Origin of the sequence: Bacillus sp. ChL18, assembly GCF_026241425.1 — a bacterium.
In the GTDB taxonomy this organism is placed as follows: Bacteria; Bacillota; Bacilli; order Bacillales; family Bacillaceae; genus Bacillus; species Bacillus velezensis.
In genome coordinates, this window is sequence record NZ_JAPHWE010000001.1 from 539766 (window position 1) to 561502 (window position 21737).

Here is a 21737-nt window from a genome sequence, read left to right on the forward strand (position 1 = left end):
AGTGCGCAAAGGAGCGAAACCATGGAATCTTATTCTCCCGGTTTAGATGGCGTCATTGCGGTGGAAACGGGGATTTCTTTCCTGGATACACAGCAGGGCAGTATTTTAATCAAAGGCCACGATCTGATTGAGCTTTCTAAAACGGCCGGCTATATGGACATTGTTCATCTCTTATTGGAAGACAGACTTCCTGATGCGAAAGAGAAGGCGGCGCTTGAAGAAGACGTTCGGCGCGGCGGACACCTTCCCGAGGAAATCTTGCACATATGCCGTCTGCTGCCCGAACATACTCACCCGATGGACGGACTGAGGACGGGTTTGTCCGCGCTTGGAGGCTTTGACAAGGACATCGATGACCGTTCATCTTCCGTAAATCAGCACCGCGTACGCGGACTGATAGGCAAAATGCCGAATCTGACGGTCAACAGCTATCGAGTCATCAACGGGCTGGAGCCTTTGGCGCCGGTCGGAACCTTATCATACAGCGCAAACTTTTTATATATGATTACCGGAAAAACGCCGTCATCTTTGGAAGAAGAAATCTTCGACCGGTCGCTTCTTTTATACAGTGAGCATGAATTGCCGAACTCAACGTTTACGGCCCGTGTCATCGCTTCGACGCAATCGGATATTTACGGCGCTCTGACCGGAGCCGTCGCCTCGCTTAAGGGAAATCTTCACGGCGGCGCGAACGAAGCGGTTATGTACATGCTTGAGGAAGCGAAGGATACAGACGGGTTTACACAATTATTAACTCAAAAACTCGCAAACAAAGAAAAAATCATGGGTTTCGGCCACCGTGTCTACATGAAAAAAATGGACCCGAGGGCGCTTATGATGAAAGAAGCGTTAAAAAAGCTGTCTGATCTTTCAGGTGATTTCCGTCTTTATCATATGTGTGAAGCCGGCGAAACCGTCATGAGGGAGAAAAAAGGCCTTTATCCGAACTTAGATTACTACGCAGCGCCGGTCTATTACATGCTCGGCATCCCGATACCGCTGTATACGCCTATATTCTTCAGCGCACGCACGGTCGGCCTGTGTGCCCACGTCATTGAACAGCACAGCCGAAACCGGCTTTTCCGCCCGCGTGTCCGCTATACCGGAGCGCGCCTGTAAACAGATGAGAAAGGAAGATGAAAACATGACAGAACCCCGCCGAATGGACGCTGTAATCGAAGAGATTTCTGACTACGTGCTCCATCAGGAGATTGACAGTTCAGAAGCTTTCGCTACGGCAGGACATGTGCTTCTTGATACGATAGGCTGCGGAATTTTGGCGCTCAGCTATCCCGAATGTACAAAGCTGCTCGGCCCGATTGTCCCGGGAACCTCCGTGCCAAACGGCAGCAGAGTCCCGGGCACGCCTTTTGTTTTAGATCCGGTCACGGCTGCTTTTAATATCGGCTGTATCAACAGGTGGCTCGATTATAATGATACGTGGCTTGCTGCGGAATGGGGTCATCCGTCTGACAATCTCGGAGGCATATTGGCTTGTGCGGATTATATATCAAGAGTGCGGATTTCAGAAGGGAAAGAACCGCTTATCGTGCGCGATGTGCTTTGCGCAATGATCAAAGCGCACGAAATTCAAGGAATTCTCGCTTTGGAAAACAGCTTAAACAGAGTGGGGCTTGACCATGTGCTGTTTGTGAAAGTGGCGACTGCGGCTGTTTGCGCGCAAATGCTGGGCGGCTCAAAAGAGGAAATCAATAACGCCGTATCTCATGCCTGGATTGATAATTCAAGCCTCAGAACGTACCGTCATGCGCCGAATACCGGATCACGCAAATCATGGGCGGCCGGCGACGCGACGAGCAGAGGGGTATATTTGGCCCTTATGGCGCACAAAGGTGAAATGGGGTACCCGACGGCTCTGACCGCATCTGGGTGGGGATTTCAAGACGTATTATTTAACCGGCAGGAAATAAAGCTTGCCCGCCCGCTTGGGTCCTATGTGATGGAGAATGTTTTGTTTAAAGTATCCTACCCGGCTGAATTTCACGCCCAGACAGCGGCGGAATGCGCGGTCCGGCTTCATCCGGAGGTGAAAGACCGCATCGAAGACATTGATAGGATCACGATTATGACCCATGAGTCGGCAATCCGGATTATCGATAAAAAAGGGCCGCTTCACAATCCGGCTGACCGGGATCACTGCCTCCAGTACATTACGGCAATCGGGCTGCTTTTCGGAGATATCACGGCCGATCATTATGAAGAGGAAACGGCGTCTGACCCGCGAATTGATACATTGCGGAGCAAAATGGAGGTGACGGAACACAAAGCGTACTCAAAAGATTACTTAGACCCGCATAAGCGATCCATATCAAATGCCGTACAGGTGCATTTTACAGACGGCACGGCTACGGGACGGATTGAATGTGAATACCCGCTCGGGCACCGGTTCCGCAGAAAAGAAGCCGTTCCGAAGATTCTTGCCAAGTTTTCAGCAAACATCAGCACTCATTTTTCATTGAAGCAGCAGCGAAAAATCGAAGAGGCCTGCGAACATAGCGGCCGAATGCAGAAGCTCAGCGTTAGTGAATTTATGGACTTATTTCTCGTATAAAATAGGAGGGTGACAAACATGACGTGGATCGTCAGCGAGCAGTCGTCTCAAGAGGAGCTTGCAGAGCGGTTCCGTGCGCTGATGGCAGCGCCGGATCTATTGCAGATCCCCGGCGCTCACGATGCGATGGCCGCTCTTATCGCCAAAAAAACGGGGTTTTCGGCGCTATATTTATCAGGCGCGGCTTACACGGCGAGCAGAGGGCTGCCCGATTTAGGCATCATCACGTCGTCGGAAATGGCTGAACGGGTTAAAGATCTGGTCCGCTCGTCTGATCTGCCCGTCCTTGTCGATATTGACACGGGTTTCGGAGGCGTGCTGAATGCCGCACGGACGGCGAAAGAAATGTATGAAGCGCGCGCGGCCGCCGTCCAAATGGAGGATCAGCGCCTGCCGAAAAAATGCGGACATCTGAATGGGAAGCAGCTTGTGCCGATTGAAGAAATGGCGCAAAAAATCCAAGCGGTCAAGCGGGCCGCGCCGACTCTTCTCGTTGTTGCGAGAACAGACGCCAGACAGCAGGAAGGGCTGGAGGGAGCATTAAAAAGGGTGTCCGCTTATATAAAAGCCGGTGCTGACGCTGTTTTTCCGGAAGCGCTCCAATCCGAAAGTGAATTCAGAGCGTTTTCCAAACAAACCAGTGTGCCGATTCTCGCAAATATGACTGAATTCGGAAAAACGCCGTATTACAGTGCTGATGAATTTTCCGATATGGGCTGTCAGATGGTCATTTACCCGGTCACGTCACTCAGAACGGCGGCCAAGGCTTTTGAACGTATTTTCCGCCTTCTGAAAGAAGAAGGCTCTCAAAAAGAGGGGCTTTCGGATATGCAGACGAGAAAAGAATTATATGAAACGATCGCTTACGATGACTATGAAGAACTGGATCAATCCATTGCCAAAACGATACTGCCGGACGACTGAAAAAGCCCTTTTTTTGCAAGGGCTTTTTTTACAGCTTTTTTTTCCTGAACCGCGGGCTGACTTGATTGCGTTTCCGATCTCTGTACAGAATAAACCCGGCCAAAACATAAAGGCCGAACAAAAAAAACGCCAATCCGGCCGCTCCCTGAAGAAAAAGGGACGGAAACGGGGAAAACGCATGCCCGAATAATGCATCTCTCATCAGCTTAATGCCGAGCGCCGCGACAGCGCCGGGGAGGACCAGAATCAAAAGCGCAACAAGCCGGCTCATATTCAGAAAACCCCTTTACGATATATTTTCCTTTATTGTCCAATCGAAAAAATATTTTGTCAAGAGATCAAAACGTGGTAACATAGGGGTTGTGCAAATTATTGCAACGGGAAATACAGGTGTGCAAATTTTTTCATATAAAGGGGTATCGGGATGCAGAAGGTGCTGATTATAGGTGCTGGTAAAGGAGGCACGGCGCTCCTACAGATTTTGATGAAAACAAAGCTGATCCGGATTATTGCGGTGGTTGATCAAGATCCGGAGGCGCAAGGGCTGCAAGAAGCCCGGAGATATGGAATTGCAACCTCATCAGATTGGAAACCCTACATAACTGAAGATATAGATATTATCATCCATACTACAGGCGATAAAGCGGTCATGGATGAGCTGCTCCATGAGAAAAAAGAACAAACCATCGTCATGCCGGGAAAATTGGCATACATGGTGTTTCAGCTGATGGAGGAAAAACAGCAGCTTATCCAAATGCTGAAGTCGCAGACGTATAAGCATGACCGGATTTTTAATTCAACGCACGACGGCATGATTTTTATAGACGTCAACGAAACGATCATTTTATTTAATCAGATGGCAGAAAAAATGGTCGGCCAAAAACGAGAGAATGTCATCGGCCGCCAAATTAAAGATGTAGTGCCGAACACAAAGCTGCCGCGGATTCTGGAAACGAGAGAGCCGGAATATAACCAGAAGCAGCTTCTCGGAAAGCACCTGCAGATTGTCACGACAAGACTGCCGATCATTGATGAAGGCGGAAAACTTCTCGGCGCGTTATGCGTGTTTAAAGACATCACCGACGCAGTTGAACTGGCGGAAGAGGTCACGAACTTAAAACAAATCCGCACCATGCTTGAAGCGATTATACAATCATCAGACGAGGCCATTTCTGTCGTTGATGAAAACGGCATCGGAATGTTAATCAACAAAGCGTATACAAAAATGACCGGGCTGTCAGAAAGCGAAGTCATCGGAAAACCCGCTTCCACCGATATCTCAGAAGGGGAAAGCATGCACCTGAAAGTATTGGGGACAAGGCGGCCCGTGCGGGGTGTGAGAATGAAGGTCGGTCCCAATAAAAAGGATGTTATCGTAAATGTTGCCCCCGTTATTGTGGACGGTATTTTAAAAGGCAGCGTCGGCGTCATTCACGATGTGTCAGAAATTAAAACGCTGACTGCTGAGCTGAATCGGGCGCGCCAGATCATCCGCACGCTTGAAGCGAAATACACGTTTGACGACATTATCGGCACGAGTGAACAAATGCTGGTCGCCCTTGAACAGGCGAAGCTCGGGGCGAAAACGCCGGCGACGATTCTGCTGCGGGGAGAATCCGGCACAGGAAAAGAACTTTTCGCCCACGCCATCCATAATGAAAGCGACCGAAAATACAATAAGTTCATTCGGGTCAATTGTGCGGCCCTGTCTGAATCCCTGCTAGAATCCGAGCTTTTCGGCTATGAGGAAGGCGCGTTTACGGGCGCGAGGCGCGGGGGCAAAAAAGGACTTTTTGAAGAAGCGAATAACGGCAGCATTTTCTTAGATGAAATCGGAGAGCTGACCCAAAGCACCCAGGCAAAGCTGCTCAGAGTTCTGCAAGAAAAAGAAATTATCAGAGTCGGCGGCGCTAAAGCGATTTCTGTCAATGTCAGAATTATCGCAGCGACAAACGTCAACATCGAAAAGGCCATGGCGGAAGGCGCGTTCCGTGAAGACCTGTATTACCGGATTAACCGCTATCCGATCTCAATCCCGCCGCTTCGGCAGCGCAAAGAAGATATTGAAGCGCTGAGCATTCGGCTCATTGAAAAAATCAATCAGGATTACGGCCGCAATGTAAAGGGGCTCACGCCGAACGCGCTGCGAGCTTTATCAGCCTACAGCTGGCCGGGAAACGTCCGGGAGCTTGAAAATGTTCTCGGACGGGCAATGATATTTTTAGAGCCGCACATGGAACGGATCGAACAGCAGCATCTGCCTGTTTTTGAATCAGAGCTGAATGAAAAAAACGGCACCCAAAGTGATTTTCCTGATGTGGAAGGGGAAAAGCTGTCTCAGGCTGTTGAAAAATTTGAAGCGCACGTCATTCAAAAAACGCTTGAAAAGCATAAATTCAACCGAACCAAAACGGCAAAAGCGCTTGGTGTCAGCATTCGGAATCTGTACTACAAAATGGACAAGTACGGCCTTGCAAATGACGGCATGCAATAAATTGCAGAGAAAGCGCAAACAGCTGCATGTTTTCTTGAAAAAAGCCGGAATAAACCCTCCCGCATATTTGGCACGGAACTTGCATTGTTAAAAGCGGATTCGCACAAGGAAGGTGGTACAAAATGAAGCTGAGAGACCTAGTTGAAAAAGCCGCGGCAAAAAACGCAAAAACCATTGCAGTGGCCCACGCAGCAGATAAAGAAGTGATCCAGGCCGTCAAAATGGCGGCAGAACACTTGTCGGCCCGAGTTTTACTGACGGGTGACAGCGGAAAGCTGAAAGAGCTACTGGCAAATGAGCCGAAGTTCAATGCTGAAATCATCCACGCCGATTCACCCGAAGAATCTGCGGCAAAAGCAGTGCGCGCAGTGCGTGAACAAGAGGCGGACGTTTTGATGAAAGGGAATCTCCCGAGCTCAACTCTTCTGAAATCGGTTTTAAACCGCCATGAAGGGCTTCGTTCAAAAAGGGTGTTGTCACATGTAGCCGTTTTTGAGGTGCCGGACTATGACCGGCTGATGTATGTGACTGATTCAGCGCTGAACATTGCCCCGTCTCTTGAAGAGCTCGGGCATATTCTGCAAAATGCGGTTCATGTCGCACATTCAGTAGGAAACCCTATGCCGAAAGCCGCAGTCCTTGCCGCTATTGAAACGGTTAATCCGAAAATGGAGGCGACCCTGAACGCGGCTGCGATCGTCCAGATGTGCAACAGAGGACAGATTACCGGCTGCATTGCGGACGGACCGCTTGCTTTGGATAATGCCGTATCCCAAGCGGCTGCGCTGCAAAAAGGGATTTCCGGAAGCGTAGCGGGCCAGGCGGATATTCTCTTGGTTCCTTCAATCGAGGCCGGAAATATGCTTTATAAGTCAATGATTTATTTTGCGAAAGCAAATGTTGCTGCCGTCATCGCCGGTGCAAAAGCGCCGATCACATTAACGAGCAGAGCGGATACCGCAGAAAATAAACTGTATTCAATTGCGCTTGCGATTTGCGCATCACAAGAACAGTAGGAGGAACGAACCTATGGAAATTTTTAAATATATGGAGACTTATGATTACGAACAATTGGTATTCTGCCAAGATGAACAATCCGGATTAAAAGCGATCATCGCGATTCATGATACGACGCTCGGCCCAGCACTCGGCGGAACAAGAATGTGGACATATGACAGTGAAGAAGCGGCGATTGAAGATGCACTAAGACTCGCAAAAGGCATGACTTATAAAAATGCGGCTGCCGGTTTAAACTTAGGCGGCGGGAAAACCGTTATTATCGGAGACCCGCGCAAAGATAAAAATGAAGAAATGTTCCGCGCGTTCGGGCGCTACATCCAAGGCTTAAACGGAAGGTATATTACGGCGGAAGACGTCGGCACAACCGTTGAAGATATGGACATCATTCATGATGAAACAGACTATGTAACCGGAATTTCTCCGGCATTCGGTTCATCAGGAAATCCGTCCCCGGTTACGGCATACGGCGTCTACAAAGGGATGAAAGCCGCAGCGAAAGCGGCGTTTGGCACTGATTCACTGGAAGGTAAAACAATTGCCGTGCAAGGCGTGGGAAATGTGGCTTACAATCTATGCCGCCACCTTCACGAAGAAGGCGCTTCTTTAATCGTAACGGATATCAATAAAGAATCTGTTAAACGTGCCGTTGAGGACTTCGGCGCCCGCGCAGTTGATCCCGGCGACATTTACTCACAGGCGTGCGATATTTATGCCCCATGTGCTCTCGGCGCCGTCATTAACGATGACACGATTAAACAGCTGAAGGCGAAAGTCATTGCGGGAGCGGCCAATAACCAGCTGAAAGAAACACGTCACGGCGATACCATTCATGAAATGGGAATCGTGTACGCTCCGGATTATGTCATCAATGCAGGCGGCGTCATCAATGTGGCCGATGAGCTTTACGGCTACAATGCTGAGCGGGCTTTGAAAAAGGTTGAAGGCATCTATGCAAACATTGAGCGGGTGCTCGATATTTCCGCGCGTGACGGCATTCCGACATACTTAGCGGCTGACCGTCTGGCCGAGGAACGAATTGAGCGCATGCGCCGTTCAAGAAGCCAGTTTCTGCAAAACGGCCAAAGTATATTAAGCAGACGATAGGAATTTGATCTGGAGGTATGAAAATGTTCGAAAAGGAAAAACGCATTCTCATTCTGAATCCAGGCTCAACATCAACGAAAATCGGTGTCTTTCACAATGAACGCTGTATCTTTGAAAAGACGCTGCGGCATCCCGAAGAAGAGCTGAAAACATTTAACACCATCATCGACCAATACGAATTTCGAAAAATAAGCATTCTTGAGTCTTTGCACGAACAGGGCATCAACATTTCAAAGTTCGATGCCGTTTGTGCCAGGGGCGGCCTGCTCAGACCGATTGAGGGCGGCACATATGAAGTGAATGACGCCATGATCATTGATTTGAAAAACGGCTACAACGGCCAGCATGCTTCTAATCTGGGCGGAATTATTGCCAGGGAAATAGCTGACGGATTAAATATCCCCGCGTATATCGTCGATCCAGTCGTGGTGGATGAGATGACTCCGCTCGCCAAAGTATCAGGAATGCCTGAAATCAAGCGGAAAAGCATTTTCCATGCTTTGAACCAAAAAGCTGTTGCCCGTCAGGCTGCGGCGTCCCTCGGCAAACGGTATGAACAGATGAAGATGATCGTCACTCATATGGGCGGCGGCACCACAGTCGGTGTCCATGATTGCGGACGGGTGACGGATGTCAACAACGGGCTTCACGGAGAAGGACCCTTCAGCCCGGAGCGCGCGGGAACCGTTCCGGCGGGTGATTTGGTGGAGATGTGTTTTTCCGGCAAATATTCAAAAGCCGATATGATGAAAAAACTTGTCGGCACGGGCGGACTCTCCGGCTACCTGGGGACAACGGACGCGGTGAAGGTGGAAAAACGCATTCAGGCCGGAGATGAAAACGCGCGTCTCATTTATGACGCCATGGCTTATCAAGTAGCAAAAGAAATCGGGGCGGCAAGCGCCGTTTTAAAAGGAAAAGTAGACATTATCGTCCTGACGGGCGGATTGGCGTACGGGAAAAGTTTCGTATCCGCCATCAGATCGTACATAGATTGGATTTCGGATGTACTGGTGTACCCGGGAGAAAATGAACTGCAATCTCTCGCGCAAGGCGCGCTTCGGGTTTTAGCCGGTGAGGAGCAGTCAAAGCAATATCAGATCGGCGAAGGAGTGAAAACAAATGGCGACTGAGTATGATGTGGTCATTCTGGGCGGCGGCACGGGCGGTTATGTAGCCGCCATCAGAGCGGCCCAGCTCGGCTTAAAAACGGCCGTTGTAGAAAAAGAAAAGCTCGGCGGAACATGCCTGCATAAAGGATGTATCCCGAGTAAAGCGCTGTTAAGAAGCGCGGAAGTGTACCGAACCGCAAAGGAAGCGGCAGCATTCGGCATTGAAACGGAAGGTGTCTCCCTCCGCTTTGACAGCGTGCAAAAACGAAAGCAGGGAATCGTTGACCGGCTGGCCGGCGGTGTCGCCCACTTGATGAAAAAGGGGAAGATTGATGTATTCAACGGGTACGGACGTATGCTCGGCCCTTCCATCTTCTCACCTCTTCCCGGTACGGTTTCCGTCGAATACGCAAATGGTGAAGAAAACGACATGCTGATACCGAAACAATTGATTATCGCAACCGGTTCAAGGCCGAAAATGCTGCCGGGTTTAGAAGCAGACGGTACATATATTCTGACATCAGATGAAGCGTTAGAGCTTGAACGTCTGCCCCAATCCATGATGATCGTCGGCGGCGGTGTCATCGGAATTGAATGGGCATCCATGCTGAACGATTTCGGCGTCAATATCACTGTGATTGAATATGCGGACCGCATTTTGCCGACGGAAGACCGTGATATTTCAAGCGAGATGGAAAAACTGTTAACGAAAAAAGGAATTAAGGTCGTGACGGGTGCGAAAGTGCTTCCGGATACATTGGAAAAAGCGGACGGCGTTTCAATTGCCGCTGAAAAGAATGGAAAAAAAGAAACGTATCACGCGGAACAAATGCTTGTTTCCATCGGCCGCCAGCCGAACATTGAAGGGATCGGGCTTGAAAACACGGATATTGAAGCGGAAAACGGTTCTATCACCGTGAACGAAGCCGGGCAGACGAAGGAATCGCACATTTATGCGATCGGTGATGTTGTCGGCGGGCTGCAGCTTGCGCATGTGGCCTCCCGTGAGGGCATCATTGCCGTTGAGCATATGGCGGGTCTTAATCCGGCTCCGCTTGATGCCGCTCTTGTGCCGAAATGTATTTATTCAAATCCGGAAGCGGCGAGCGTCGGTCTGACAGAAGAGGAAGCTCTTCGAAAAGGGCATGACCTGAAGATCGGGAAGTTTCCGTTCATGGCGATCGGAAAGGCTCTTGTATACGGAGAAAGCGACGGCTTTGTCAAAATCGTCGCCGATCGGAATACAGATGATATTCTCGGTGTTCATATGATCGGCCCGCACGTCACCGATATGATCTCTGAAGCGGGGCTTGCCAAGGTGCTCGACGCGACGCCTTGGGAAATCGGCCAGTCCATACATCCGCATCCGTCCCTTTCAGAGGCGATTGGAGAAGCTGCGTTAGCCGCAGACGGAAACGCGATTCATTTTTAAAAGGAAAGAAGGAGGGGTTTGAATGACTACAAACCGCCATCAAGCATTAGGGCTCTCTGACGAAGAAGCCGTTGAAATGTATAGAACCATGCTGTTAGCCAGAAAAATCGACGAAAGAATGTGGCTCTTAAACCGCTCGGGCAAAATTCCGTTCGTTGTTTCATGTCAAGGACAGGAAGCGGCGCAAGTAGGCGCGGCCTATGCCTTAAACCGTGATACCGACTATGTGCTTCCGTACTACAGAGATATAGGGGTTGTGCTTGCATTCGGTATGACTGCAAAGGATTTGATGATGTCGGGTTTTGCGAAAGCAGCTGACCCGAACTCAGGCGGAAGGCAGATGCCGGGCCACTTCGGGCAAAAGGAAAACAGAATCGTAACGGGCTCATCCCCTGTTACGACGCAGGTTCCTCACGCAGTCGGAATCGCGCTTGCGGGACGCATGGATAAAAAGGATATCGTCTCTTTCGTTACCTTTGGAGAAGGATCTTCCAACCAGGGGGATTTTCACGAAGGGGCAAACTTTGCCGCCGTGTATAAACTGCCTGTCATTTTCATGTGTGAAAACAATAAGTATGCCATTTCTGTCCCGTATGACAGACAGGTGGCGTGCGAGAAAATATCCGACCGGGCGGCAGGCTACGGCATGCCGGGAGTCACTGTTGACGGAAACGACCTGCTGGAAGTTTACCGGGCCGTAAAAGAAGCGCGCGAACGGGCATCTAAAGGCGAAGGCCCTACATTAATAGAAACGGTTTCCTACCGTTTGACGCCGCATTCCAGTGATGACGACGACAGCAGCTACAGAGAACGCGAAGAAGTAGAAGAAGCGAAGAAACAAGATCCGCTTCTTTTATACAAAGCATACTTGCAAGAAGCCGGGCTTCTAGGTGAAGAAGAAGAAAAGACCATGCTGGATGACATCATGGCTATCGTAAACGAAGCGACAGACGAAGCGGAGAAAGCGCCATACGCATCTCCTGAATCAACGCTTGATCACGTTTATGCGAAGTAGGGAGGAATACTTATGTCTGTAATGTCTTATATTGACAGTATTAATGCAGCAATGAAAGAAGAAATGGAAAGAGATCCGCGCGTGTTTGTTCTTGGGGAAGACGTCGGGAGAAAAGGCGGCGTGTTTAAAGCCACGGCGGGTCTCTATGAACAGTTCGGAGAAGAGCGGGTGATGGATACGCCGCTTGCTGAATCAGCGATTGCCGGTGTCGGGATCGGCGCCGCGATGTACGGCATGCGTCCGATTGCCGAGATGCAGTTTGCCGATTTCATTCTGCCTGCGGTCAACCAAATCATTTCAGAAGCGGCAAAAATACGCTACCGTTCAAACAATGATTGGAGCTGTCCGATGGTCATCAGAGCGCCTTACGGCGGCGGCGTGCACGGCGCGTTGTATCATTCCCAATCTGTGGAGGCCATTTTTGCCAACCAGCCGGGCCTTAAAATTGTCATGCCTTCAACTCCTTATGACGCAAAAGGGCTGTTGAAAGCTGCAGTCCGTGACGAAGATCCGGTGCTGTTTTTCGAACATAAGAGGGCGTACCGTCTGATTAAAGGCGAAGTCCCTGCGGATGATTACGTCCTTCCGATCGGAAAGGCGGATGTAAAACGCGAAGGCAGCGACATTACTGTTATTACGTACGGATTATGCGTCCATTTTGCTCTGCAGGCTGCCGAGCGTCTTGAAAAAGACGGAATTTCCGCGCACGTATTAGACTTGCGTACGGTTTATCCGTTAGATAAAGAAGCCATCATTGAAGCCGCGTCTAAAACGGGAAAAGTATTGCTGATCACAGAAGATACGAAAGAAGGCGGCATTATGAGCGAGGTCGCCGCCATTATTTCTGAAAACTGCTTATTTGATTTAGACGCGCCGATCAAGCGGCTTGCAGGTCCTGATGTTCCGGCAATGCCTTATGCACCGGCAATGGAAAAATACTTCATGATGAATCCTGACAAAGCAGAAGCCGCGATGAGAGAATTAGCGGAGTTTTAAAGACGTAAGGAGGTTTTTGACATGGCGATTGAACAAATGGCTATGCCTCAGCTCGGAGAGAGCGTGACGGAAGGGACGATCAGCAAGTGGCTGGTATCCCCCGGTGATCAAGTGAATAAATATGACCCCATCGCGGAGGTCATGACGGATAAAGTGAATGCGGAGGTGCCGTCTTCTTTTACCGGTACGATTACAGAACTTGTAGGAGAAGAAGGCCAGACTCTTGCAGTCGGCGAGATCATCTGCAAAATTGAAACAGAAGAAACGGAAACCGAAGCGGCGCTGAAGCGGGAAGAAGAGCAGAATACCCCTTCAGACACCGGTGCAAACCGTCAAGGTAAAGACCAGTCAAATAAAGCGCGTTATTCGCCGGCCGTGCTCAGATTAGCGGGAGAAAACGGCATTCAGCTTGAAGAACTTGAAGGAACGGGTGCAGGCGGAAGAATTACGCGAAAAGACATTCAAAAAATCATTGATTCGGGAATGCAGCAGAAGTCGGAAGCACCGGCGCCGGCTGCCGTTCAAACAACGCAACAAGCGCCGAAACAACAGCAAAAACAAGCGCCGGCACCAGCTCTGTCAGCCGGTGATATTGAAATTCCGGTTACAGGCGTCAGAAAAGCCATCGCCGCCAATATGCATAAAAGCAAAACAGAAATTCCGCATGCCTGGACGATGATGGAAGTCGACGTCACGAACATGACGGCGTACAGAAACAGCATTAAAGACTCATTTAAACAGAAAGAAGGCTTTAATTTAACATTTTTCGCTTTCTTTGTAAAAGCCGCGGCGCAGGCTCTCAAGGAGTTCCCGCAGATGAACAGCATGTGGGCGGGAGACAAAATCGTCCAAAAGAAAGACATCAACATCTCCATTGCCGTTGCCACGGAAGATTCGCTGTTTGTTCCGGTTATTAAGCATGCTGATGAAAAAACGATTAAAGGCATAGCCAGAGAAATAACGGATCTTGCGAAAAAAGTGAGAAACGGAAAACTTACTGCGGAAGATATGCAGGGCGGCACATTTACCGTCAATAACACGGGATCTTTCGGCTCAGTTCAATCTATGGGCATTATCAACCATCCGCAGGCAGCGATTCTTCAGGTAGAATCTATCGTCAAACGTCCGGTTGTCATGAATAACGGGATGATCGCCGTTCGTGATATGGTTAATCTTTGCCTGTCTTTAGATCACAGGGTGCTCGACGGGCTCGTGTGCGGCCGATTCCTCGGACGCGTCAAAGAGATCTTAGAAAACATTGATGAACATACTTCCGTCTATTAAAAAAAACTCCTTTTGTCCGGGCGGCAAAAGGAGCTTTTTTTATTTTTATTGTGAATCCTCGGGAACAAGCATAGTGAGATGATGTTTTTTCACTTCGATCGTACAAGGTGTTGTTCCGTATACCTCGCCATCTGTATCCGCGTCCATTTCACGTCCGGTTTCGATTTCAATTCTGGAGGCCTGAATATAGGACAGCTCCCCTTTGAAATCATCAAATGAACCCTGCTCCATCGTCATCAGCTCCCGCAGCGCGGCAAGGCTTGTGTTGCGGCAGATTAACACATCGGCTAAGCCGTCCTGGAGGCTGGCATCAGGCAGGGGAACTCTGTTTGTCCCGATATAATGCCCGTTCATGACAAGCACCATTACGGCTTCGTCTTCTTTCACCTCGCCGTCAATCGTCAATTTGACAGGAAACGGGTTCGCGCTTGTCATCGTCCGCAAGGCGCTCGTGAAGTAGCTGATTTTACCAAGCCATGCTTTTTCAGTTTCATTGATATGGCTTGATGCTTCGGTGATCAGTCCGATGCCCCAGAAGTTCAGAAAATAGCCGTCATCCGTTTTACAGACGTCAATCATCCGTTTATGTCCGGCCGCGAGCGCTTCAGCGGCCTTTTGGAGGTTTTGCGGGATGCCGAGCGCCCGGGAGAAATCGTTGCACGTTCCTCCCGGCAAAATGCCGACAGCGGGTCTGTGATCACGCTTGCTGATGCTGTTGATGCATTGATGCACAGTGCCGTCTCCGCCTAAAATATATAAATGGTCAACTGAACTGTCGAGATTTTCACAATACTGACGGGCGTCATCCTGATGTTTGGTCGGTTTAATCAGAAGTTCGTCAGCTGACTGGGCCAAAATGGGGATGACCGTGCCGAGCGTTTTATCAATCTGCTTTTGACCGGCGTTTCCGTTATAAATTAAAACTGCTTTCCGTTGGCTCATATGACTGCTCCTTTATTTCAGACAATCTCCTTACCAAGTTTCCCGTTTTTAAAGGGTCATAAACTTACATCGGGAACATAAAAGGGACAAAAAACAATTGGATATGAGCGGTGTCATTTGCCGATAGGGAGGTTCCTTGCTATCATAAGAAGAGATGATCAAAAAGGAGAGGTCCCAGTTGAATATGGATTTTAATTTATTTATGAATGATGTCGTGCGTCAAGCCCGCCAGGAAATCACGGCCGCCGGGTATACAGAGCTGAAAACCGCTGAGGAAGTGGACGAAGCGCTTTCGAAAAAAGGAACGACACTCGTCATGGTCAACTCTGTGTGCGGATGCGCAGGCGGTATTGCACGGCCTGCCGCGTACCATTCCGTACATTACGATAAACGCCCGGATCAGCTTGTGACGGTATTTGCCGGACAGGATAAAGAAGCGACAGCCAAAGCGAGAGAATACTTTGAAGGCTATCCGCCGTCCTCTCCGTCATTTGCCATTTTAAAAGACGGGAAAATCATGAAAATGGTGGAACGCCATGAAATTGAAGGCCATGAGCCGATGGCCGTCGTCACAAAACTGCAGGAAGCATTTGAAGAATATTGTGAAGAAGTATAAGTGAAAGAAAAACCCCGGAGCAAGTGCTTGCTCCGGGGTTTTTTATATGGAATCTGTATAAATATAAATATTTATACATCGGCGTTCAGCTGTCACTAATCTGAAAAACAATGACTATAATAAACACAGAAAGGAAAATATATTTTTCAAAAATAGTATTGCATCACACTTAAAAAGTGTTTAAAATACAAGTTAACGAATAAATATTCAATTTTAAGAGATCAGTAGATATGGGGGAAATGAATCATGAAGAAATGGCTGTTGGTATTAGCTGCCGCATGTATCACCTTTGCGCTGTCCGCCTGCGGATCAGGCAATTCAGGCTCAGAGGGCGGAAAGAACAAGCTGATTATGGGTACATCGGCTGACTATAAACCATTTGAATATAAAGACGGCGATCAGATCACCGGGTTTGACGTTGATCTGGCAAAAGCTCTGGGCAAAAAGACCGGCTATGATGTTGAGGTGCAGGACATGGACTTCAACAGCCTGATTACAGCCTTGAAGTCCAAGCAGGTAGATATGATTTTATCTGGAATGACACCTACGCCGGAACGGAAAAAGCAAGTTGATTTTTCTGATATTTATTATACTGCTAACAATATGATTGTTACGAAAAAGGGAAGCAGCATTAAATCCCTGAATGATCTGAAAGGCAAAACCGTCGGTGTTCAGCTCGGCTCCATTCAAGAGGAAAAAGGCAAGAAGCTCGCTTCGAAATACGGTTTTCAGCTCGAAGACCGCAACCGGATCTCAGACTTAACCGAAGAGATCAAATCCGGGCGTTTTGATGCCGCGATTATCGAAGACATCGTAGCACAAGGCTATTTCAGTTCAAATCAAGATCTGCAGGGCTTTGCGTCAGCAGATGCGAAATCAGACGAATCGGGCTCCGCGATTGCGTTCCGCAAAGACAGTGATCTGACAGCGAAGTTCAACAAAGCGCTGAAAGAAATGGAGAAAAACGGAGAAATCGAAAAACTGAAGAAAAAATGGTTCACCAACGAGAAATAAAAGAAAGCTCAACTTTTCGTTGAGCTTTTTATCTTGAATAAAGACAAAGGAGATCACACGTATGAATTTGGATTTCTCAGCGACAATCCCCCAAATTCCTTTTATATTGGAAGGCCTTGCGGTCACATTAAAAATTGTGCTCGTTTCAGCGGCCATCGGTCTTGTATTAGGCATCGTGCTCAGCTTATTTAAAATCAGCACGATCAGTCCGCTGAAATGGATTGCGGATTTTTATACTTCGATATTCCGCGGCACGCCGCTCGTGCTGCAGCTGATGATCATCTATTTCGGCATGCCGCAGCTCCTCGGCTTTCAGATCGATCAATTTTGGGCGGCGGTCACCGCATTATCGCTCAATTCAGCCGCTTACGTCTCTGAAATTATCAGAGCGGGAATCAACGCAATTGACAAAGGACAAAAAGAGGCTGCCGTCGCTCTCGGCGTGCCATACGGAAAAATGATGAAAGATCTGCTGCTGCCGCAGGCGTTTAAAAACATTTCTCCGGCTATTATTAACGAATTAATCACCTTAACGAAAGAATCGGCGATCGTCACAGTTATCGGTCTTGGCGACATTATGAGACGGGCCTACCAGTCCGGCGCCGCAACATACAACTATTTAGAACCTCTTATTGTGGCGGGCTTAATCTATTACGTGCTCGTTTTGATCTTAGCATTCATCGGAAAAGGCGTAGAAAGGAAGCTGAAAGCCAATGATTAAGGTCGACAACCTGTCAAAATCATTCGGGAAACACGAAGTACTGAAAAACATTTCAACACAGATCGAAGAAGGGGAAGTCGTCGCTGTCATCGGCCCTTCCGGTTCCGGCAAATCAACGTTTCTGCGCTGCTTAAATCTGCTGGAAACCCCGAGCGGCGGAACGATTGCCATTAAAGAAAACGAAATTACCGCAGCTAAAACGAATAAACTGAAAGTGCGGGAAAATATCGGCATGGTATTTCAGCATTTTCATTTGTTTCCTCATAAAACGGTGCTTGAAAATATCACATACGCGCCGGTCAGCGTGAAGAAAGAGTCTAAAAAGGAGGCGGAGGAAAAGGCGTGCGCTCTCCTTGAGAAAGTCGGACTGCTTGACAAACGGAACGACTATCCGAATCGTTTGTCAGGCGGACAGAAGCAGCGGGTCGCCATCGCGCGGGCGCTTGCCATGAATCCTGACATCATGCTGTTTGATGAACCGACCTCGGCTCTTGACCCGGAAATGGTCAAAGAAGTTCTTGAGGTAATGAAAGAGCTCGCGCAGACGGGCATGACGATGGTGATCGTAACGCACGAAATGGGATTTGCCAAAGAAGTCGCAGACCGCGTATTATTTATGGATGAAGGGACGATCGTGGAAGACGGGCAGCCGGAAGAATTTTTTCTTTCTCCGAAGTCAAAAAGAGCACAGGACTTTTTAGAAAAAATATTATAAAATATAACTGGAAGAAAAGAAGAAGAATGCTCTTCTTCTTTTTTTTGAGAAAGAAACAAACAGAATGGAGCAAGCAATGTTTAAAATCGGTTACCGCACACTAAAGACCGCACTTGGAACGGCGCTGGCCATTTATTTAGCCCAGCTGTTGCATCTGCAAAACTTCGCATCCGCAGGAATCATCACCATATTGTGCATCCAGATTACGCAAAAGCGGTCGCTTCAGGCCTCGTGGGCCCGATTTGCCGCCTGTTTATTGGCGATCGTCTTCTCATATGTCTTTTTCGGGCTGATTGGCTATTATCCGTTTGCGATCGGAATATTGCTGGTGCTGTTCATTCCGACTACAGTCGTTTTAAAAATAAACGAAGGGATTGTCACCAGCTCAGTAATCATTCTTCATTTATATATGTCCGGCGGCATTACGATGGCGTTTATCTGGAATGAGTTCCAGCTGATCACTGTAGGTATAGGCGTCGCGCTGTTAATGAATCTGTATATGCCGAGCCTCGACAGAAAACTCGCGGCGTACCGGAAAAAAATTGAGGACAACTTTTCCGTCATCTTCGCCGAAATCGAACGGTATTTGTTAACTGGGGAGCAAGATTGGTCGGGGAAGGAAATACCGGAGACGCATCAGATGATTCAAGAGGCGAAAAACCTCGCCTATCGGGACGTGCAGAATCATATTTTGCGCCATGAAAATCTTTACTATCATTATTTTAAGATGAGACAGAAACAATTTGAAATCATTGAACGGCTGCTGCCGAAGATTACCTCTATTTCAATAACGGTGGAGCAGGGCAAAATAATCGCCCATTTCATCCATGAATTAAGGGAAGCCATTCATCCCGGCAATACCGCTCATAAATTTTTAAAAAGACTTGCAGAAATGAGAACGGAATTTGAAGAAATGCCGCTCCCGGCAACGCGCGAGGAGTTTGAAGCGCGGGCGGCTTTGTTCCACCTCCTCGGTGAGATGGAACAATATCTCGTGATTAAAAGTTATTTCAAAGGCATCAAGCTGTAAAAAACATATGGATCAATCGCATGAGTCCTCCTTTCATTGGTCATTCTAATGAAAAAAGGAGGGGAGCCCATGCGATTTTTTTTATTGTCAGCCGCCCTGCTGCTGTCTCCGCTTTGGCCGCTTGGCGCGAACCCTTTGCCGGGTGACCCTTATATTATCGTCAATAAAGCCACAAATGCGCTTGCTGTTGTGAAGGATAACCGAATAGAAGGCATTTATCAGGTGGCGACGGGAAAAACGGATGATTTGACGCCTGAAGGAGAATTTACGGTAACGGTCAAAGCCGTCAATCCGTATTACCGAAAGAAAAATGTAGAGGGAGGCGCGCCGGAAAACCCGCTCGGCGTCCGCTGGATCGGCTTTGACGCGAAAGGAACCGACGGCAGGATATACGGCATTCACGGAACAAACAGAGAAGAGCTGATCGGGGGGTTTGTGTCAAACGGCTGCATCCGTATGAAAAACCGGGATGTCATCCGTATTTTCCGGATTATCCCTCCCGGAACGAAAGTATTGATTACAAAAGAAAACCGCTCATTCGAGGACATTGCAATAGAGCGGAAAGCCCTCATAAAAAAGCAGGAAACCCCCTTGCAATGAGGCGCCTGCTTTTTTACCGCAAATACATCATAATGCCTGAGAGGAGGGTTGAAAGTATAAATACGCCCAAAATGACGATGACGGCGCTTTTCATAAATTTTTGAGACATTGTTTCACTCCTTAAGATTACTGTCTATCATTTTAACGTGTTTCGCTTGTATGAACAAGCCATATCCTATGATGGAAAGCAGGTGGCCGCGCTATGAAAAAACTTGATCATGTCGGCATTGCCGTCAGCTCTATTGAAGCTGCGAGAGGATTTTACGAACGGATGCTCGGGCTTACGTATATGGGAGACGAGCTGGTAAGCGGGCAAAATGTGAGAGTTGCTTTTTTAGAGGCGGGAGGCACAAAGCTTGAGCTGATTGAGCCGCTGTCGGACGCGTCTCCCGTCAGCTCTTTTTTACAGAAAAGAGGCGAAGGGCTGCATCATTTGGCATTCCGCTGCGCCGATATGAAGGAAACGATCAAGGAGCTTGAAGCATGCCGCATGACTTTGATCCATCATGAACCGCAAAACGGAGCGGGCGGGAAGAAGATCGCATTTCTCTCTCCAAAAGAGGCGAACGGGGTCCTGATTGAGCTTTGTGAAACAATTGAAAAAGGAGAAACTCAAGATGAGCATGAGTGATCATATCAGACACTTAAACGAAAGACGTTCCTTTTTAACAAACGGCGGCGGAGCGGAAAAAAATGAAAAACAGCACAAAAAAGGCAAGCTGACGGCAAGAGAAAGAATTGATTATTTATTGGACGAAGACAGTTTTTCAGAGCTGCAGCCGTTTGCCAAAAGCCGCATGCCCGGGTGCCGGAATGCTCCGGGAGACGGCGTCGTTACCGGATACGGCACAATTGACGGACGGCCCGTGTATTTGTTTGCCCATGACTTTACCGTACTCGGCGGGACGCTCGGCGAGACACATGCGGAAAAAATCGCGGCGGTAATGGATCTGGCGGCGAAAAATAAAACTCCGATCATCGGGCTGAACGACTCAGGTGGTGCGAGAATTCAAGAGGGTGTGGTATCATTAAATGGATACGGTCATATCTTTAGGCGCAACGTCCTTTACTCGGGAGTGATTCCGCAAATTTCTGTCATCCTTGGACCGTGTGCCGGCGGTGCTGTTTATTCACCCGCATTGACGGATTTTGTGATTATGGCGGAACATACGTCGCACATGTTTATTACAGGCCCGAAAGTCATTGAACAGGTTACGGGTGAACAGATTGACGCGGAAAGTTTAGGCGGTGCGGGAATACATAATGTGATAAGCGGAAATGCCCACTATTCCGCACGAACGGAAAAAGAGGCTCTTTCCGCTGTGAAAACCCTGCTTTCTTATCTCCCGCACGGCGGACAGACGGCATTGCCTGTTAAAAAGGAAGACGCCAGACCGTTATTAAACACCCTCGTTCCCGCGGACAGTTCGAAACCTTACGATGTGTTACAGGTAATAAAAGAGCTGGCGGATGACGGAACGTTTTTTGACATTCAGCCGTATTTTTCCAAAAACATTGCTGTCGGTTTTCTGAAACTCGGACGGCGTACAGTCGGTGTTGTCGCAAACCAGCCGAAACACTTGGCGGGGAGCCTCACGATTGATGCCGCTGACAAAGCGTCGAGATTCATCCGTTTTTGCGACGCGTTTCATATTCCGCTATTGACGATCGCTGATGTTCCGGGATTTCTCCCGGGCCTTCAGCAGGAACATGCGGGAATCATCCGTCACGGAGCAAAATTGCTGTATGCTTTTGCCGAAGCGACGGTGCCGAAAGTGACGCTCATCATCAGAAAAGCTTACGGAGGCGCCTATGTCGCCATGAATTCGAAAGGGCTCGGGGCAGATCTTGTATTCGCCTGGCCCAATGCGGAAATCGCTGTGATGGGAGCGGAAGGCGCGGCGTCGATTTTATACAGCAGAGACATACAGGCTTCTGACGACCCGGAGAAAACGAAGCGCGAAAAAAAAGCCATTTACGAAAAGGAAAACGCCGGTCCGTATAAAGCGGCGGCCTGCGGAATGGTGGATGATATCATCCGGCCGGAAGACTCGAGGAAAAAATTGATTCAGGCATTTGACATGCTTGCGCATAAGGAAGAGGAAAGACCGAAAAAAAAGCACGGTAATATACCGATTTAAACGGA

At 48.6% G+C, this 21737-nt stretch carries 22 protein-coding genes; 19 read left to right on the plus strand and 3 right to left on the minus strand.

From position 1 onward, the window contains the following. The first annotated feature begins 21 nt into the window (after positions 1-21). From mmgD to prpB, 3 genes are read left to right on the plus strand one after another with little or no spacing between them, the layout of a single operon-like run. Complete coding sequence (mmgD, locus tag OQ477_RS03000; protein ID WP_007408375.1) at positions 22-1119, plus strand: citrate synthase; 1098 nt, start codon at positions 22-24, stop codon at positions 1117-1119. A gap of 25 nt (positions 1120-1144) precedes the next feature. Continuing rightward, on the plus strand, positions 1145-2572 hold the full coding sequence (locus OQ477_RS03005; protein WP_265971320.1) for a bifunctional 2-methylcitrate dehydratase/aconitate hydratase: 1428 nt from the start codon (positions 1145-1147) through the stop codon (positions 2570-2572). An 18-nt stretch (positions 2573-2590) separates the two neighbouring features. Then, positions 2591-3496 carry a methylisocitrate lyase gene (gene prpB, locus OQ477_RS03010; protein ID WP_265971322.1) on the plus strand — a complete coding sequence of 302 codons (906 nt, stop codon included), beginning with the start codon at positions 2591-2593 and terminating at the stop codon, positions 3494-3496. 28 nt (positions 3497-3524) lie between these two features. Here the strand turns inward: prpB and OQ477_RS03015 are convergent, their stop codons facing one another. Beyond that, on the minus strand, positions 3525-3767 hold the full coding sequence (locus tag OQ477_RS03015) for a DUF2627 domain-containing protein (protein WP_007408378.1): 243 nt from the start codon (positions 3765-3767) through the stop codon (positions 3525-3527). A gap of 153 nt (positions 3768-3920) precedes the next feature. On the opposite strand from OQ477_RS03015, the gene OQ477_RS03020 reads away from it, so the two are divergent. From OQ477_RS03020 to OQ477_RS03055, 8 genes are all read left to right on the plus strand, one after another. Beyond that, complete coding sequence (locus OQ477_RS03020) at positions 3921-5990, plus strand: sigma 54-interacting transcriptional regulator (RefSeq protein ID WP_265971324.1); 2070 nt, start codon at positions 3921-3923, stop codon at positions 5988-5990. Between the two features lie 122 nt (positions 5991-6112). Next, positions 6113-7006, plus strand: a complete 894-nt coding sequence (yqiS, locus tag OQ477_RS03025) for a phosphate butyryltransferase (RefSeq protein WP_265971326.1) — start codon at positions 6113-6115, stop codon at positions 7004-7006. A gap of 13 nt (positions 7007-7019) precedes the next feature. Next, complete coding sequence (gene bcd, locus OQ477_RS03030; RefSeq protein ID WP_003153209.1) at positions 7020-8114, plus strand: branched-chain amino acid dehydrogenase; 1095 nt, start codon at positions 7020-7022, stop codon at positions 8112-8114. A 17-nt stretch (positions 8115-8131) separates the two neighbouring features. Next, complete coding sequence (buk, locus tag OQ477_RS03035; RefSeq protein ID WP_265971329.1) at positions 8132-9247, plus strand: butyrate kinase; 1116 nt, start codon at positions 8132-8134, stop codon at positions 9245-9247. Beyond that, positions 9237-10658: a dihydrolipoyl dehydrogenase gene (lpdA, locus tag OQ477_RS03040; RefSeq protein WP_265971331.1), complete on the plus strand. Its 1422-nt coding sequence runs from the start codon at positions 9237-9239 to the stop codon at positions 10656-10658. The genes buk and lpdA overlap by 11 nt, the downstream gene beginning before the upstream one ends. A 22-nt stretch (positions 10659-10680) precedes the next feature. Then, positions 10681-11673: a thiamine pyrophosphate-dependent dehydrogenase E1 component subunit alpha gene (locus OQ477_RS03045; RefSeq protein ID WP_007408383.1), complete on the plus strand. Its 993-nt coding sequence runs from the start codon at positions 10681-10683 to the stop codon at positions 11671-11673. 12 nt (positions 11674-11685) lie between these two features. Next, positions 11686-12669, plus strand: a complete 984-nt coding sequence (gene bfmBAB, locus OQ477_RS03050; RefSeq protein ID WP_032874088.1) for a 3-methyl-2-oxobutanoate dehydrogenase subunit beta — start codon at positions 11686-11688, stop codon at positions 12667-12669. Positions 12670-12690: 21 nt separating this feature from the next. After that, complete coding sequence (locus OQ477_RS03055) at positions 12691-13953, plus strand: dihydrolipoamide acetyltransferase family protein (protein WP_265971334.1); 1263 nt, start codon at positions 12691-12693, stop codon at positions 13951-13953. Positions 13954-13998: 45 nt separating this feature from the next. On the opposite strand, the gene OQ477_RS03060 is transcribed toward OQ477_RS03055, so the two are convergent. Then, on the minus strand, positions 13999-14895 hold the full coding sequence (locus tag OQ477_RS03060) for a YegS/Rv2252/BmrU family lipid kinase (RefSeq protein WP_265971336.1): 897 nt from the start codon (positions 14893-14895) through the stop codon (positions 13999-14001). 178 nt (positions 14896-15073) lie between these two features. Between OQ477_RS03060 and brxB the strand changes: the two genes are divergently transcribed. From brxB to OQ477_RS03090, 6 genes are all read left to right on the plus strand, one after another. Next, on the plus strand, positions 15074-15511 hold the full coding sequence (brxB, locus tag OQ477_RS03065; RefSeq protein ID WP_003153223.1) for a bacilliredoxin BrxB: 438 nt from the start codon (positions 15074-15076) through the stop codon (positions 15509-15511). Positions 15512-15757: 246 nt separating this feature from the next. Continuing rightward, on the plus strand, positions 15758-16525 hold the full coding sequence (locus tag OQ477_RS03070; protein ID WP_015240174.1) for a transporter substrate-binding domain-containing protein: 768 nt from the start codon (positions 15758-15760) through the stop codon (positions 16523-16525). Positions 16526-16586: 61 nt separating this feature from the next. Beyond that, complete coding sequence (locus OQ477_RS03075; RefSeq protein WP_265971338.1) at positions 16587-17246, plus strand: amino acid ABC transporter permease; 660 nt, start codon at positions 16587-16589, stop codon at positions 17244-17246. Next, positions 17239-17961 carry an amino acid ABC transporter ATP-binding protein gene (locus OQ477_RS03080; RefSeq protein ID WP_003153229.1) on the plus strand — a complete coding sequence of 241 codons (723 nt, stop codon included), beginning with the start codon at positions 17239-17241 and terminating at the stop codon, positions 17959-17961. The genes OQ477_RS03075 and OQ477_RS03080 overlap by 8 nt, the downstream gene beginning before the upstream one ends. 76 nt (positions 17962-18037) lie before the next feature. Then, positions 18038-18991 carry an aromatic acid exporter family protein gene (locus tag OQ477_RS03085; RefSeq protein WP_007408388.1) on the plus strand — a complete coding sequence of 318 codons (954 nt, stop codon included), beginning with the start codon at positions 18038-18040 and terminating at the stop codon, positions 18989-18991. A 69-nt stretch (positions 18992-19060) separates the two neighbouring features. Beyond that, positions 19061-19591 (plus strand): L,D-transpeptidase, encoded by a 531-nt coding sequence (locus tag OQ477_RS03090; protein WP_003153233.1) that lies wholly within the window; start codon positions 19061-19063, stop codon positions 19589-19591. Between the two features lie 13 nt (positions 19592-19604). Here OQ477_RS03090 and prli42 read toward each other — a convergent pair whose 3' ends face one another. Then, positions 19605-19700: a stressosome-associated protein Prli42 gene (gene prli42, locus OQ477_RS03095; RefSeq protein ID WP_007408390.1), complete on the minus strand. Its 96-nt coding sequence runs from the start codon at positions 19698-19700 to the stop codon at positions 19605-19607. Between the two features lie 93 nt (positions 19701-19793). On the opposite strand from prli42, the gene mce reads away from it, so the two are divergent. Beyond that, positions 19794-20222 carry a methylmalonyl-CoA epimerase gene (gene mce / locus OQ477_RS03100; protein ID WP_015240172.1) on the plus strand — a complete coding sequence of 143 codons (429 nt, stop codon included), beginning with the start codon at positions 19794-19796 and terminating at the stop codon, positions 20220-20222. Further along, on the plus strand, positions 20209-21732 hold the full coding sequence (locus OQ477_RS03105; protein ID WP_416346510.1) for an acyl-CoA carboxylase subunit beta: 1524 nt from the start codon (positions 20209-20211) through the stop codon (positions 21730-21732). Before mce ends, OQ477_RS03105 begins: the two co-directional genes overlap by 14 nt. Positions 21733-21737 lie beyond the last annotated feature (5 nt).